Origin of the sequence: Flagellimonas halotolerans (assembly GCF_035818535.1) — a bacterium.
Taxonomy (GTDB): Bacteria; Bacteroidota; Bacteroidia; order Flavobacteriales; family Flavobacteriaceae; genus Flagellimonas; species Flagellimonas halotolerans.
On record NZ_JAYKYV010000008.1, the window covers coordinates 1 to 13,972 of the forward strand.

General features: G+C 40.8%; 13 protein-coding genes. 5 read left to right on the top strand and 8 right to left on the bottom strand.

Going from position 1 to position 13,972, the window contains the following annotated elements; translation table 11 throughout:
- Nucleotides 1-139: 139 nt before the first annotated feature.
- The gene (locus VM932_RS10645) at nucleotides 140-1,678 is read left to right on the top strand and encodes a glycogen synthase (RefSeq protein WP_326278793.1); all 1,539 of its coding nucleotides are present in this window, start codon (nucleotides 140-142) and stop codon (nucleotides 1,676-1,678) included.
- A 118-nt stretch (nucleotides 1,679-1,796) separates the two neighbouring features.
- Nucleotides 1,797-3,080: a citrate synthase gene (locus VM932_RS10650; RefSeq protein WP_326278794.1), complete on the top strand. Its 1,284-nt coding sequence runs from the start codon at nucleotides 1,797-1,799 to the stop codon at nucleotides 3,078-3,080.
- A gap of 57 nt (nucleotides 3,081-3,137) precedes the next feature.
- Here VM932_RS10650 and VM932_RS10655 read toward each other — a convergent pair whose 3' ends face one another.
- Complete coding sequence (locus tag VM932_RS10655) at nucleotides 3,138-3,512, bottom strand: hypothetical protein (RefSeq protein WP_326278795.1); 375 nt, start codon at nucleotides 3,510-3,512, stop codon at nucleotides 3,138-3,140.
- Nucleotides 3,513-3,871: 359 nt separating this feature from the next.
- Between VM932_RS10655 and VM932_RS10660 the strand changes: the two genes are divergently transcribed.
- Together VM932_RS10660 and ctlX are read left to right on the top strand one after the other, a co-directional pair.
- A complete protein-coding gene (locus tag VM932_RS10660; RefSeq protein WP_326278796.1) occupies nucleotides 3,872-4,786 on the top strand; it encodes a dimethylarginine dimethylaminohydrolase family protein in 915 nt (304 codons plus the stop codon).
- Between the two features lie 78 nt (nucleotides 4,787-4,864).
- A complete protein-coding gene (gene ctlX, locus VM932_RS10665) occupies nucleotides 4,865-5,770 on the top strand; it encodes a citrulline utilization hydrolase CtlX (RefSeq protein ID WP_326278914.1) in 906 nt (301 codons plus the stop codon).
- A 220-nt stretch (nucleotides 5,771-5,990) separates the two neighbouring features.
- Here the strand turns inward: ctlX and VM932_RS10670 are convergent, their stop codons facing one another.
- Nucleotides 5,991-6,770, bottom strand: coding sequence for a zinc ribbon domain-containing protein (locus tag VM932_RS10670; protein ID WP_293168727.1), 780 nt, complete (start codon nucleotides 6,768-6,770; stop codon nucleotides 5,991-5,993).
- A 4-nt stretch (nucleotides 6,771-6,774) separates the two neighbouring features.
- Nucleotides 6,775-7,869 carry a Nif3-like dinuclear metal center hexameric protein gene (locus VM932_RS10675; RefSeq protein ID WP_326278797.1) on the bottom strand — a complete coding sequence of 365 codons (1,095 nt, stop codon included), beginning with the start codon at nucleotides 7,867-7,869 and terminating at the stop codon, nucleotides 6,775-6,777.
- 48 nt (nucleotides 7,870-7,917) lie between these two features.
- Between VM932_RS10675 and lpxK the strand changes: the two genes are divergently transcribed.
- Complete coding sequence (gene lpxK, locus VM932_RS10680) at nucleotides 7,918-8,916, top strand: tetraacyldisaccharide 4'-kinase (protein ID WP_326278798.1); 999 nt, start codon at nucleotides 7,918-7,920, stop codon at nucleotides 8,914-8,916.
- Here the strand turns inward: lpxK and VM932_RS10685 are convergent.
- The 5 genes from VM932_RS10685 to VM932_RS10705 form a co-directional block, all read right to left on the bottom strand.
- Entirely contained in the window at nucleotides 8,913-11,093 is a 2,181-nt protein-coding gene (locus VM932_RS10685; protein ID WP_428979741.1) for a response regulator, read from the bottom strand. The two genes, lpxK and VM932_RS10685, sit on opposite strands and share 4 nt — an antisense overlap.
- Nucleotides 11,094-11,131: 38 nt before the next feature.
- Nucleotides 11,132-12,142 carry a type I glyceraldehyde-3-phosphate dehydrogenase gene (gap, locus tag VM932_RS10690; RefSeq protein ID WP_326278799.1) on the bottom strand — a complete coding sequence of 337 codons (1,011 nt, stop codon included), beginning with the start codon at nucleotides 12,140-12,142 and terminating at the stop codon, nucleotides 11,132-11,134.
- 17 nt (nucleotides 12,143-12,159) lie between these two features.
- Nucleotides 12,160-13,035: a lipoyl synthase gene (gene lipA / locus VM932_RS10695; RefSeq protein WP_326278800.1), complete on the bottom strand. Its 876-nt coding sequence runs from the start codon at nucleotides 13,033-13,035 to the stop codon at nucleotides 12,160-12,162.
- Nucleotides 13,036-13,098: 63 nt separating this feature from the next.
- The gene (locus tag VM932_RS10700; protein WP_293168715.1) at nucleotides 13,099-13,659 is read right to left on the bottom strand and encodes an RNA polymerase sigma factor; all 561 of its coding nucleotides are present in this window, start codon (nucleotides 13,657-13,659) and stop codon (nucleotides 13,099-13,101) included.
- A 29-nt stretch (nucleotides 13,660-13,688) separates the two neighbouring features.
- Complete coding sequence (locus VM932_RS10705; RefSeq protein WP_293168713.1) at nucleotides 13,689-13,898, bottom strand: membrane or secreted protein; 210 nt, start codon at nucleotides 13,896-13,898, stop codon at nucleotides 13,689-13,691.
- Nucleotides 13,899-13,972: the final 74 nt, after the last annotated feature.

A 13,972-nucleotide genomic window follows, 5' to 3' on the forward strand; every position in this document is an offset into this window, starting at 1 on the left:
ATACAGGATGAAAACAAGCAAATGCTCCTGTATATTCAATAAAAAAGCTGTCCCGGTTATGAGACAGCTTCTTTTTTTTGTTTCAATAACAAAGTTTGGTTAACTTAATGGTTCACTAAACTACCTTAAATTCTCCCGCATGAATAACTTTCTTTTTGTTGCTGCCGAAAATGATGCTTTGGAAAATTGTAAAGCGGGCGGTATGGGCGACGTGGTTCGGGATGTGCCCAGACAAATTTCGGATCGGGGAGACAAGGTGCATGTTGTGGTCCCGGCCTATTCAAGACTGCATCATGGAGGATTGCCCAGAACTACCTTAAACTTTACGCTACGGGGCTTAAGCTACACAGCAGAATTATATGAGGTGAAACCTAAAAAGGAGTTCCCAAATATTTTCCATTATGTACTGCATCATCCAGAAATTGAGGCCGGGGATATTGCACACATATACCATAACGATCCAGAGGAACCTTTCTATACCGATGCCATTAAGTATTTTATTTTTTGTACGGCGGTGGCCGAGGCCATTAAGCAAGGCGCTTTTGGAGATGTAGATATGGTACACCTGCACGACTGGCACTCCAGTTTGTTGTTGTTTTTAAGGGAGTATCACTCGGAATACAGCAACCTAAAGGATATACGAATTGTATATAGCATTCATAATTTGGCCATTCAGGGCATACGCCCGTTTGGGGGAAACTACTCATCCTTAAAAAACTGGTTTCCCAACGTGCCCTTGGATTATCAAAAATTGATGGATTACCGCTATCAAGATTGTATTAACCTAATGGCAGTAGGCATCCGTTTTGCCGATGCCGTGCACACTGTTTCACCATCATATAAAGAAGATGTGCTGTTGCCAAGTTCGCCTCCGGAATTTATTGGAGGTGAGGGATTGGAAAAAGATTTACAAAGCGCGGACCAAGAAGGACGCTTGTTCGGTATTTTAAATGGATGTAACTACAAGAACATCAACAAAGAGAAGAAAGGCAATATATACAGGAATACTGTTAAGGCCTTGTTTATGTGGTTGCAGGAAGAATCCAAAAAGTACAAAGCCGATTTTTTGGCGCACACCGGAGAAAAAATCATGGATTTTGTGGAAAAGCGACCAAAATTCATTGCATCCAGCGTTGCTCGATTAACGGAGCAAAAGTTTTATTTTTTTATGCGTTCCCCAGAAGCCTTTGTGGAAATTTTGAAAAAGTTGGAGCGAGTCGATGGTATATTTATGCTATTGGGAACCGGAGCACCGGAGTATGAGGGACTCTTCAGAAAACTGAGCTACGAACACAAGAACTTTGTTTTCACCAATGGCCAGTCGGAAAAGCTCATCGATTCCATGTATCTGGAGTCCGACCTATATTTTATGCCCAGTCTTTTTGAACCCTGCGGCATTAGTCAAATGTTGGCCATGCGAAATGGCAATCCTTGTTTGGTACACCATACAGGGGGGTTGAAGGATACGGTGGAGCATATGAAAACTGGTTTTGCCTTTGATGGGGACAGTTACGATGAAAAAATAAAAAACATGTTGGAAGCTTTGGATGTAGCTCTGGATGTGTTTGAAAATGATAAGCCAACCTGGAAAAAAATACAGGCCGCGGCAAGAAAAAAGCGCTTCACATGGGAGAAATCCGTTGATCAATATTACAAACTACTTTACAAGTTGGATTAAGTAAATTTCTATAATATTTTCGCGTTAATATCAACACAAATAGCAGCTGGAAATTGTTAATGGTTGCGCTTTTTCGTATTTTCCGCTTTCTATTTTTACTAATCTATTAAAAAATAAAATGTCGGATAAAGCTATACTCGAATATGGGGGGAAAAGGTATGAATTCCCCGTTATCAAAGGTACTGAAGATGAATTGGCCATAGATATTAAAACCTTGAGGGCCTCAACAGGAATGGTGACTATAGATCCCGGTTACAAAAATACCGGGTCGTGTGAAAGTGCCATTACCTTCCTAAACGGCGAGCAGGGAATCTTGAGGTATCGAGGATATTCAATTGAAGATTTAGCCGAGAAAGCCGACTTTTTGGAAGTAGCCTACCTTTTGATTTTTGGTGAACTGCCAAACAAGGAACAGCTGGAAAAATTCCATAGCGATATTAAAGAAGAGTCGCAGGTGGATGAAGAAATGAAAAAGATTTTGGACGGGTTTCCAAAATCGGCACACCCAATGGGCGTGTTATCTTCGTTGACCAGTGCATTGGTGGCCTTCAACCCATCTTGTGTAGACGTGTCATCCGAATCGGCCATGTACAACTCCATTGTCCGTATATTGGCAAAGTTCCCGGTATTGGTGGCTTGGACCATGCGCAAGAAAAAAGGACTTCCTTTGGATTATGGTGATGATAGCCTCGGTTATGTCGAGAACATTCATAAAATGATGTTTAAAAGGCCAAACCAAGAGTATAAGAGAGATAGGATTACTATTGATGCCTTGGACAAATTATTGATTTTGCATGCAGATCACGAACAAAACTGTTCTACATCCACTGTACGTATTGTTGGTTCCTCACATGCAGGACTTTTTGCTTCACTTTCCGCGGGTATTTCCGCGCTTTGGGGACCACTGCACGGAGGTGCCAATCAGGCTGTTTTGGAAATGTTGGAGGCGATTGAAGCCGATGGAGGTGATACCAAAAAATATATGGCCAAGGCCAAGGACAAGAATGATTCATTCAGATTAATGGGCTTTGGACACCGTGTTTACAAAAACTTTGATCCAAGAGCCAAGATCATTAAAAAATCAGCTGACGAAGTATTGGGCAACCTAGGTATTGAAGACCCTATTTTGGACATTGCCAAAGGATTGGAAAAAGAAGCTTTGGAAGACAGCTACTTTGTAGATAGAAAACTATACCCCAATGTGGATTTCTACTCAGGAATTATTTACCGCGCTTTGGGTATACCCACAGAAATGTTTACCGTAATGTTCGCTCTTGGCAGATTGCCAGGATGGATTGCGCAATGGAGAGAAATGAGACTTAGAAAAGAGCCCATTGGAAGACCAAGACAAGTTTATATCGGGGAAAACCTCAGAAGCTTTGTTCCGTTGGAAAAAAGATAAGATTTGGGACGAAAAGAATAAAAAGGGGCGATATTCGCCCCTTTTTTTGTGGGGGAACTATAGTACGGTTACGCTATTTTGATTTAAATCCTTGTCTTTGTCATAGCATATTTGCATAATACCTCTAAAGTAATGTTTCTGTATATCAGAAGTATTGTCATTTTCCATGGAACTTTTCGCCTTATGAAATGTTTGATGAATAAAATCATGTGCATCCACAGTACTTAAATTCTTCAAAGTCGACTCTAAAGATTTACGATATTTGTTAATGGATTGGTCTACCTTCATCATATTCCAATCTACATCTTGATCGTTATCCCGATTTATAGGTAGGGAACCTCCAGGAAAATCACTCTCCGTGATACAATCATCATATTTTACAGCGTAAACAGATTCCATCTGTTCTTTGGAATTAAAGTTAAAATCTTCCATTTTTTGAAACGCATTCATCCCGCTCAATGTAATGAACACTGAAGCTAGTAGAACTGATGTAAATAGCAATTTTTTCATATGTAAGAAAAAACTTATTGTAAATGTAATAATTAATGCGAACAAAAACCTGATCAAAGTCAGTTTCTTGAATTTTATTTTCATTTTAATCATTTGATATACAAATCATTGATTTAAAATTATATTCCTTTGTTTCTATAATGTAAAACCTTAATTAAAGTAGGTAATTTTATTATTTAACAAGGAGGAAATTGTAGTAAAACACTAGATTTGCTACCATATTCCAAGGATTATCCTTATCACTTTCTACGGCCGGTTTTTTGGCCATAAATGAATCGTGTATGATAGAATTGAACATTGTTGATGAGACCAGTAAACTAAGAGCCGTTATTTTGGGAACGGCCCAAAGCAGCGGACCTATACCTACTATTGATGAGGCTTACGACCCTAAATCCATAGAGCATATTAAGGCGGGAACTTATCCCAAAGAAGCGGATATGGTTAAAGAAATGGAAGGCTTTGCCCGAGTTTTCCATAAATATGGGGTGGATGTTTATAGACCGGAAGTACTTAAGGATTGTAACCAGATATTCGCAAGAGATATTGCCTTTGTTATAGAGGATAAACTGTTTCATGCCAATATTTTGCCCGATAGGGAGCGTGAATTTGTGGCCATTCGTAATGTAATGGATAAAATAGATCCCAAAAAGATAATTCGTCCACCAGAAGAAGTACATATAGAAGGAGGTGATGTAATGCCCTGGAACGACCATATTTTTATCGGAACCTATTCAGGCGCAGACTACGCAAGTTATATTACAGCACGGACCAATAGGGAAGCAGTAGAATTTATTAGGGATATGTTTCCCCATAAAACCATAAAATCCTTTGAACTCAGAAAATCCAATACCGACCCCAAGGAGAATGCACTGCATTTGGATTGTTGTTTTCAACCCGTGGGCAAGGACAAAGCCATTTTGCATAAAAATGGATTCTTGGTAGAACAGGAATATCAGTATTTGGTAGATTTCTTTGGGCCAGAGAATATCTTTGAGATCGATAAAGAAGAAATGTACCAAATGTTCAGCAATGTTTTTTCCATATCGCCCGAGGTGGTAGTTTCGGAAAAGAGTTTTACCCGACTTAACAATTGGCTTCGAGACCAAGGATTCACCGTTGAAGAGATTCCCTATGCAGAAATCGCCAAGCAAGAAGGCCTTTTGCGTTGTAGCACCATGCCTTTAATAAGAGTATAATTTTTAAACCATCCTGCTGCCACAGGTATAACCAAAACAGTAAAAGCATTGAGAAAGCAGATTACAAACACCATTCTTATGGTGCGTCCCGTAAACTTTAGGATGAACGAGCAAACCGCTGTCAACAATTATTTTCAGGAAGATCCACATCTTAAAAATGTTGAAATCAATAAAAAAGCGCAACAAGAGTTCGACCAGTTTGTAAAGATTCTTCGGGAACATGGTGTTAACGTGATTACCATAAACGATGATATGGAGCGCGACACACCGGATTCCATTTTTCCGAACAACTGGGTTTCTTTTCACGAGAACGGGATTGTTTGTGTGTACCCCATGTTTGCCGAAAACCGTAAAAAAGAACGCAGAGAAGATGTTTTTGAGTTGTTGGAGGAAAACGGTTTTGCCATCAGCAATATTATGGATTATACGGCTGCTGAGGATGAGGGGGTATTTTTGGAAGGAACAGGCAGTGTTTTATTGGATAGGGTCAACCAAAAAGCGTATTGTGCCCTTTCCGAACGCGCCCATGAAGATCTTTTTATTGAATTTTGCGAAGATTTTGATTGCTTCCCTGTTATTTTCCATGCTAACCAAACCGTTGAAGGTGAACGATTGCCTATTTATCATACCAACGTAATGATGGCCATGGCGGAGACATTTGTGGTTATCTGTCTCGATTCCATAGACGATAAAAAAGAAAGGAAAAATGTGGTCAACCATATTAAAATGGACGGCAAAGAAGTCATTAACATTTCCGAGGAACAAATGTGTCACTTTGCAGGTAACATGCTTCAGGTAATCGGGGCTAACGATCAGCGTTATATGGTGATGAGCACTCAGGCTTACAACAGTCTGACCAATGAACAGATTAAAGCTATTGAAAAGCATTGCCCAATCATTCATAGTCCTTTGGATACTGTTGAAACTTGCGGAGGCGGTAGTGCCCGTTGTATGATGGCGGAAGTATTCTTGCCAAAGATTTGAACTATTTCCTTGAGTTGACTTTAGGGAGTTGTCAGATTATATATTTGCACGAATTTTCCGGAAGTGGTCTTTTTGTCATTTCGAACCGACATAAAGGAGTATGATAAATCTAGAAACAGTGGAGATTTCTCAATCGTTTCACTCATTTAAAATGACACATAAGAGCAACAAAAAAGCCACCCAAAAGTGGCTTTTTTAATTTCTTAACCAATGGTGAAGATTAGATTTTGGCAAAAAGTTTTTCCATTCTATCCTGTTCTTCTTCCGCCAATAAAGGATCTACCAAAATTCTGCCACTGTGCTCATCGGTGATGATTTTTTTGCGGCTTGCAATCTCTACTTGAACCTGTGGTGGAATAGTAAAGAAGGAACCACCGGAAGCTCCACGTTCTACGGGAACCACAGCTAAACCATTTTTTACGTTTTGGCGTATTCTTTTGTAGGCCTTTATCAAACGCTCTTCAATTTTGTCTTGGTACTCTTCAGATTTTTTCAGAAGAGCCTTTTCTTCTTTCTCAGTTTCTGCAAGAATAGCGTCCAATTCACCTTTCTTGTGCTTTAGGTGACCCTCGCGCTCGGATAATTTTTCCTTGGTTGTGGAAATCACCTCTTTTTTTTGCTCAATTTGAGCTTTGAACTCTTTAATGTTCTTTTCGGCCAATTGAATCTCCAGCTCTTGAAATTCCACTTCCTTGCTCAACGAATTGAACTCGCGGCTATTCCTTACATTTTTCTGTTGTTCGCTGTATTTTTTAATAAGCGCTTTTGACTCATCGATGAGATTCTTTTTAGCAGCAATCTCAAAGTTGATGGTCTCAACATCCGTTTTCAATTTGTCCATTCGGGTTTTAAGACCAAGAACTTCGTCTTCCAAGTCCTCTACTTCCAAAGGCAGTTCGCCTCTAACATTGCGGATTTCATCCACTCTGGAATCAATAAGCTGTAGGTCGTACAGTGCTCTCAACTTTTCTTCCACAGTGCTTTCTTTCTTGTTCGCCATATATTTATAAATACTTGATGGGATTCGTTATACTCTCCGATAAAGAGACTGCAAAATTAGGAATTTTTTTCGTAAGATAATCAACCAATAAATCTTTTGTAAACTGCTCAGTTTCAAAGTGCCCAATATCGGCAATTACCAGTTGGTCTTCGGCTTGATAAAATTCGTGGTATTTAATGTCGGCGGTCACAAAAATATTGGCCCCGGATTTCTTGGCGGCACCTATTGCAAATGCCCCGCTACCTCCTAGAACAGCAACCTTGTTTACCTTGTTTCCCAGTAATTTGGAATGCCTTACCACAGAAGCATTCATTCTATCTTTTACTAAAAGTAAAAACTCTTTTTCATCCATTTCAGCGTCGAGGGTGCCTATCATCCCAATTCCCAAATCTTGATTGCTATTTTCCAGGGTAAGCACTTCGTAGGCCACTTCTTCGTAGGGATGGACATTAAAAAGTGCGTTTAGAATGCTTTTTTCCTTTTCAAAAGAGTAAATGACGTTGATCATGGTTTCTTTTTCAAAATGTACTTCGCCAACTTTTCCAACAGCGGGGTTGGCGCCGTTTCCTGCCTTAAAACTTCCAGTGCCTTCCAAACTATAGCTGCAATTGCTGTACTTCCCAATTTCCCCTGCACCAGCAGCAAATAGAGCCAATTTTATAGTATCAGCATCTGCCGAGGGAGCGTAAGTGGTCAATTTTTTGATGCTTTTGGCTCTTGGAATCAGTATTTCCGGATTTTTTAGTCCCAAAACTTCGCATATTTTGGCATTGACGCCCATTTTGCTGTTGTCCAATGCTGTATGCATGCTGTATATCGCAATATTGTGGGCAATGGCTTTGATTACAACACGTTCCACGTAGTTACTTCCAGTTAGCCGTTTTAGCCCTTTGAAAATTATAGGGTGAAAGCTCACAATGAGATTACATTTTTTCTCAATGGCCTCGTTCACCACGTTTTCCAGCGTGTCGAGGGTCACAAGAACACCTTTGACTTCCATGTTTGGGTTTCCAACCAATAAACCTACGTTGTCAAACTCCTCGGCATGGGCCAATGGAGCCAATTCTTCAAGCACTTTTGCTATGTCGTTAACAGTCATTTTAAAAATGTTAAGTGGGCTAAAGATAAAATATTATATTTTCGTTCAATGCTTCAGTTGCTTCGGAAAATAGCGTTCCCGATTTCTTTGGTCTACGCCTTGGTGGTTTATGTGCGAAACTTTTTGTTTGATGCGGGTATTTTTTCATCCAAATCGTACAAAACACCCACCATTTGTGTGGGCAACCTGAGTGTTGGGGGAACCGGGAAAACCCCAATGACAGAATATTTGCTCAGGATATTGACTAACCGAAAGACTGCTGTTTTGAGCCGTGGATACAAGCGAAGATCAAAAGGATTCTATTTGGCAGGCACTGAAAGCACCGTTTTGGAATTGGGGGATGAGCCCTATCAGATTCATCGAAAATTTCCCCAAGTTGCTGTTGCTGTTGATGCCGATAGGCGTAACGGTATTGAAAAACTGGAAAGTGGGTTTGATCCAGAAGTTATTGTTTTGGATGATGCTTTTCAACATAGAAGGGTGAAACCCACTTTTTCGATTTTGCTTACCACGTATCATAATTTATATGTGGATGACTGGTATTTGCCCATGGGAAGCCTTCGCGATGCCAAAAAAGAGGCCAAACGTGCGGATTTGATCATTGTTACCAAATGCCCTGATACACTGCAGGATGTGGAATGGAAAAAGGTAATAGATAAGCTCAAGCCAAAACCCGACCAAAATGTATTGTTCGCAAAGTTAAAGTACAATGATTTTGTAACTGATGGGGGAAAGCAAAAAATCCAATTGTCAGAATTAAAGGGCAAACCATTGGCTTTGGTAACCGGTATTGCATCGCCGGAACCATTGGTGCGATTTTTAAAGTCTGTTGGAATTGTGTTTGAACATTTTGAATTTGGGGATCATCACCACTTTACGGACAGGGAGGTTGAACAATTTAAAGGGTACCAGATGGTGCTGACCACCGAAAAAGACTTTGTGCGTTTGGAAGGAAGGTTGCAAAATCTGTACTTTTTGGAAATAACCCACAATTTTTCCCGCGAAGATGAAGCGGTTTTGAAGGGCTCGCTACAGGCATTGTTTTAAACCAAACCTTCCATTTTGCTCCTAAAGATGTTTTCTCCAATTTTTTGATAGAAAACCTCTGGCTTAAATGGTTTGGTGATTACATCGTTACAGCCTGCTTCGTAAAAACTCTCCAGGCTGTCATCCAAAGAAATGGCGGTCAATGCAATAATCGGGATGTTTTTGTCAAACTTTCGTATTTGCCGCGTGGCTTCCTCACCGCTTATGCCGGGCATGTGGATATCCATTAAAATGGCGTCGTAGGTATTTTTCTTGGCCAGGTCAATGGCTTCGTTGCCATTATTGGCAATATCGCAACTGATCTCTTTTTTGGTGAGCATTTTTTTTGTAATCACCTGGTTGATCTTATTGTCTTCCACAACCAATACGTGTAACCCTTTGAACTGGAATTCTTCGGGATTGAGCTCAAAAGAGATTTCTTCCCCTTCTTTGGATTCGTAATCTAGATCCATTTCAAAATAGAAGGAGCTTCCATGGCCTAACTCACTTTCAAGGTGAATGGTGCTTCCAAACAATCCCAAAAGGCTTTTAACAATGGTGAGCCCAAGTCCTGTGCCACCATATTCCCTGTTGATTTGTATGGAACCTTGTTGAAAGCTTTCAAAAATATTTTTTTGTTGCTCTTCCGAAATACCGATTCCATTGTCCCTTACTTCAAAATATAGCTTTACCTGGTCTTCATCTTTTTTCAACATTTTGGCCAAGACCTCTACTTTGCCATTTTTGGTAAACTTAAGAGCGTTGCCAACAAGGTTCATAAAAATTTGGGATAGCTTTATGGGGTCTCCCAACAATTTTTTGGGGATGGTGGGGTCGTAATCCAGGATCAGTTTTGTTTTTTTCTCGTGTGCATTTTGTTGGAGCGAATCCACAACATCATCCAGCACTTTGTGCAACTTGAATTCTATATTGAGGGGTTCCAGTTTTTCTGCATCAATTTTATTGATCTGAAGAATATCGTTGATAAAATTTAGCAGGTATTCCCCCGAGAATTTTAATGACTTTAAATGTTCTTTTTGATGCTCAGAGGGGTTCTCTTCCAATAATAGATGGGTGAGTCCCGTAACGGCATACAAGGGTGTCCTTAGCTCGTGGGTTACTGTTGATAGGAAATTTGTTTTGGCCCGCATAGCAGATACCGCTGCATCCCTTGCCAACTCCAGTTCCTTGTTTTTGGTGTAAAGGAGATCATTTGTTTTAAGCTTGATTTGATTGTTCCTGAACAATGAAACTGCCAAAAGGGAGATAATTGTTAAAAAGGCAGATGTTAATATGGCGGTTATTTCCGAACGGTTTTTGGATTCACTGAGCTCCTCATTTTTAGCTTGGAGCTTGTTGAGTTCGTTCATTTGGTGGTCGAACCGAATCTTGTCCGCGGCATCGGCATCCAACTTGGCCTTTTCCACATTGAATATGGAATCTTTTATTTGGGCCAAACCTTTGGCATATACGAGGGATTCATCGTAATTGCCGCTGGCTTCGTAAATGCCGGACAATTGTTCGTAGGCAATTTTTATCTCTTTAGAAAATCCATGCTTTTCCGCTAGTTCCAGGGCAGCTTTGGAGTGGATGATCCCGTCTTCAAGATCATCGAGGGTCACGCTTATTCTTGCTAATTGTAAGTTGGCCCTTGTGGCCAAATAGGCACGCTCTTTATCATCGGAGTTAACGATTAGGGCATGCAGGTTTTTTACAGCGTCATCGTACCTTTCAATATTGGTGTAGATACTGGCCTCAAGTAAAAGTATATTGTTGGTAAGATTCCTGTTATTGCTGAGTTTTCTGGATTCCTCCAGTTGTTTCAATGCTTGAAAGTTATTGCCTTCATCAAACCGCAGTGCGGCATCTAAATACAAGTGGAATGCTTCGCCGTAGGAGTATGAGGTATCCCTTAAAAGAATACTGGCCCTGTCCCAGTAAAAAACAGCTGTTTCTCTGTCTCCTTCCTCTAAGAACAGTCGTGCATATTGGTGATAAGTGTCCAGTAAAAGCTTGGAATCCTCATTCCTCTCAGCAATATTGGCAGCCTCGTTCAAAGTTTCTAAAGCTTTGTCCACTTTGTTTTCGTGGCGATATTGCATAAACTCATTAAAAATGGTCTTAACATCGGAGGTGGAATTGCCATCACTTTGGGCAAAAGTAAACTGGATGCATAACACTATGCACAATAGAAGCAGCGATTTTTCGCCTATCTTTTTGTTTACAAGGTTGAAGATCAAACGTAATTTTTCTTTATGAGCAAATCTATTAAATCAATAATTCTGGAGCAATATCCAGTTTCGTTGTCATACCATCCAATGATTTTTATCATTTTACCAATCACAGAGGTCATCAAAGAATCAAACGTACAAGAGTAACAACTATTGTTTATGTCGATGGAAACAATAGGGTCTTCGGTATAATTGAGTATGCCTTTGAGACTATTTTCCGCTTGCTCCCTAAAGGTAGCATTTATTTCCTCAATAGAAGTTTCTTGGAGCACATTGAATGTAATGTCCGTAAGTGAGCCATTGGGAACGGGAACGCGTATACCACATCCGCCTATCACATCGGATAATTCAGGAAAAATACTTGTTAATGCTTTTGCGGCCCCTGTTGTTGTGGGAATTATGGATTGTCCTGCCGCTCTAGACCTGCGAAGGTCGCGGTGGGGGGCATCGTGCAAGCTCTGGTCCGATGTATAGGAGTGGACAGTTGTGATGTATGCCTGTTCTATACCGCACAATTCATTGATCACCTTGATCATTGGAGCGGCATTGTTGGTGGTGCAGGAGGCATTGGAAATTATTTGATCATCGTTGTTGATGATATTCTCGTTAACCCCTAAAACCACCATTTTAATGGATTCATCCAACGGGGGAACGGAAAGAATGGCTTTTTTGGCCCCATTTTTTATATGGAATTCCAATTCTTCCTTTGTTTTAAACTTTCCAGTGGATTCTACGACAATATCAACCTTATGCGATTTCCAGTCTATTTCCTTGGGATGATTGTGATTGAGAACGGGTATTTCCCTGCCATCAATAAGAATCAGATTGTCTTTGTGCGATACTTTGGTATTCAACACCCCGTGAATACTGTCATATTTTAATAGATGGGCCAAGGTTTCTGCATTGGCCAAATCGTTTATGGCCACTACTTTGATGTTCGGATGGTTAAGTAAAAGCCTAAAAAGGGTTCTACCGATACGGCCAAAACCATTAATACCAATGGAGATGTTTTTCATGATGATGGGGAAGGGAGCTAGTGTATGTGTTTGTGTGCTTTATACGAGGAGCGAACCAAGGCTCCGCTTTCCACATGTCTAAAGCCCATTTCCAACCCTATTTCCTCATACTTTTTAAACTGTTCGGGCAAAATAAATTGCTTTACGGGCAAGTGCTTTTTGGAGGGTTGAAGGTACTGGCCAATGGTAACCACATCAACGTCTGCCTTTCTAAGGTCTTTCATAGTGGCGATAACTTCGCTTTCCTTTTCGCCAAGACCGAGCATAATACCGGATTTGGTTCTTTTTGCTCCGTTTTTCTTTAAATAGTCCAGTACTTCGAGGCTTCTATCATATTTAGCCTGAATCCTGACTTCTCTTGTCAGCCTTTTCACGGTTTCCATGTTGTGGGAAATCACTTCCGGGGCCACCTCGATTATCCTGTCCAAATGGTTGGATATTCCTTGGAAATCAGGGATAAGGGTTTCCATGGTGGTTTCTGGATTCATCCGTCTAACGGCTTTAACGGTCTCTGCCCAAATAATGGATCCCATGTCCTTAAGGTCATCGCGGTCCACAGAAGTGAGCACAGCATGTTTAATGTTCATTATTTTTATGGAACGGGCCACTTTTTCGGGTTCTGCCCAGTCCACTGTTTCCGGTCGGCCGGTTTTTACGCCGCAAAATCCACAGGAGCGGGTACAAATGTTGCCCAAGATCATAAATGTTGCGGTGCCCTCTCCCCAGCACTCACCCATGTTCGGGCAGCTTCCGGAGGTACATATTGTATGTAGGTCGTATTTATCTACAAGTCCTCTGAGCTGGGTGTATTTTTTGCCCGTAGGGAGCTTAACCCTTAGCCATTTAGGTTTTCCTTTGGGTGGAAGAACGTTTTCTGCAACGCTTGTGCTCATACATAATAAATTTGATGTACAAAGATACGAAACTGGGAAGGAAACTTTGTGCCTTGAAGCAGGTCACTTTTTTTTGATGATCTCTGCCAAAAGTTTTTTGGCCCGGAGCAATTTCACCTTCACATTGTTCACGGGTTCGTTGAGTTCTTTGGCAATATCGGCATAGCTCATTTCCTGAAAATAGCGTAGGTTGATGACCTTTTGGTAATGTGGTTTTAATTTTTTGATGTCCTGTAAGAGATGGGCGAGGTTTTGCTCCGTGATCAAACGGTCCTCGACCGTGGGGGTTTCGTCCAATACTTTTTTTACCTCGTCCCCCCGGGAATCCATTTCGTTCATGAGGCTCCGCTTGCGTTTTCGGAGGAGGTCCACATGAAGGTTTTTGGAAATGGTGATGAGCCACGTCTTAAACTCATACGTTTTATCGTAGGTGTCGATTTTATCAAAGGCCCTGGAAAATGTCCTTATGGTTATGTCCTCTGCGTCATTTTCATTTTTGGTACGAAGTATCTGAAAACCGTAAACATCGTTCCAAAAAGTGTCCAAGAGTGTGCTAAAGGCAATCTGGTTTCCTTCTTTTGCCTTTTGTATAATCTCCTCGATGGAATCGTCGGTTTTTTCCAAAAAAATGAGCCTTACCTAAAAATTAAGAATTATTGGGTGTCGGTAACAGTATCTCTTTTACAATCTTGCTCCTCTGGGAGTTTGCCACAAAACCCGCATGCTTCCCCGTCCTTGTTCAAAAAAGGGCTTTGGCTGGCGCAAGTTCCGGCGAACTCACCGTTCTTTTTCCCCCAGATTTTAATTGCAATACCTGCAAAGGCAAGGGCCAATAACCCGATGGTAACTAATGCTAACTTCATGTTTTGACTTTTGCACAAAGGTACAAAATACCTTACTAAAGGGCGGAAGGTTTAAGGTTTCTTTAAAGTTGAGC

Bases quoted from the DNA above. Each gene is read 5' to 3' on its own strand.
- VM932_RS10660 (WP_326278796.1), top strand. From the start codon at position 3,872: ATGATAGAATTGAACATTGTTGATGAGACCAGTAAACTAAGAGCCGTT.
- VM932_RS10670 (WP_293168727.1), bottom strand. From the start codon at position 6,770: ATGGCGAACAAGAAAGAAAGCACTGTGGAAGAAAAGTTGAGAGCACTG.
- VM932_RS10650 (WP_326278794.1), top strand. From the start codon at position 1,797: ATGTCGGATAAAGCTATACTCGAATATGGGGGGAAAAGGTATGAATTC.
- VM932_RS10675 (WP_326278797.1), bottom strand. From the start codon at position 7,869: ATGACTGTTAACGACATAGCAAAAGTGCTTGAAGAATTGGCTCCATTG.
- VM932_RS10645 (WP_326278793.1), top strand. From the start codon at position 140: ATGAATAACTTTCTTTTTGTTGCTGCCGAAAATGATGCTTTGGAAAAT.
- gap (WP_326278799.1), bottom strand. From the start codon at position 12,142: ATGAAAAACATCTCCATTGGTATTAATGGTTTTGGCCGTATCGGTAGA.
- ctlX (WP_326278914.1), top strand. From the start codon at position 4,865: ATGGTGCGTCCCGTAAACTTTAGGATGAACGAGCAAACCGCTGTCAAC.
- VM932_RS10705 (WP_293168713.1), bottom strand. From the start codon at position 13,898: ATGAAGTTAGCATTAGTTACCATCGGGTTATTGGCCCTTGCCTTTGCA.
- lpxK (WP_326278798.1), top strand. From the start codon at position 7,918: ATGCTTCAGTTGCTTCGGAAAATAGCGTTCCCGATTTCTTTGGTCTAC.
- VM932_RS10655 (WP_326278795.1), bottom strand. From the start codon at position 3,512: ATGGAAGATTTTAACTTTAATTCCAAAGAACAGATGGAATCTGTTTAC.
- lipA (WP_326278800.1), bottom strand. From the start codon at position 13,035: ATGAGCACAAGCGTTGCAGAAAACGTTCTTCCACCCAAAGGAAAACCT.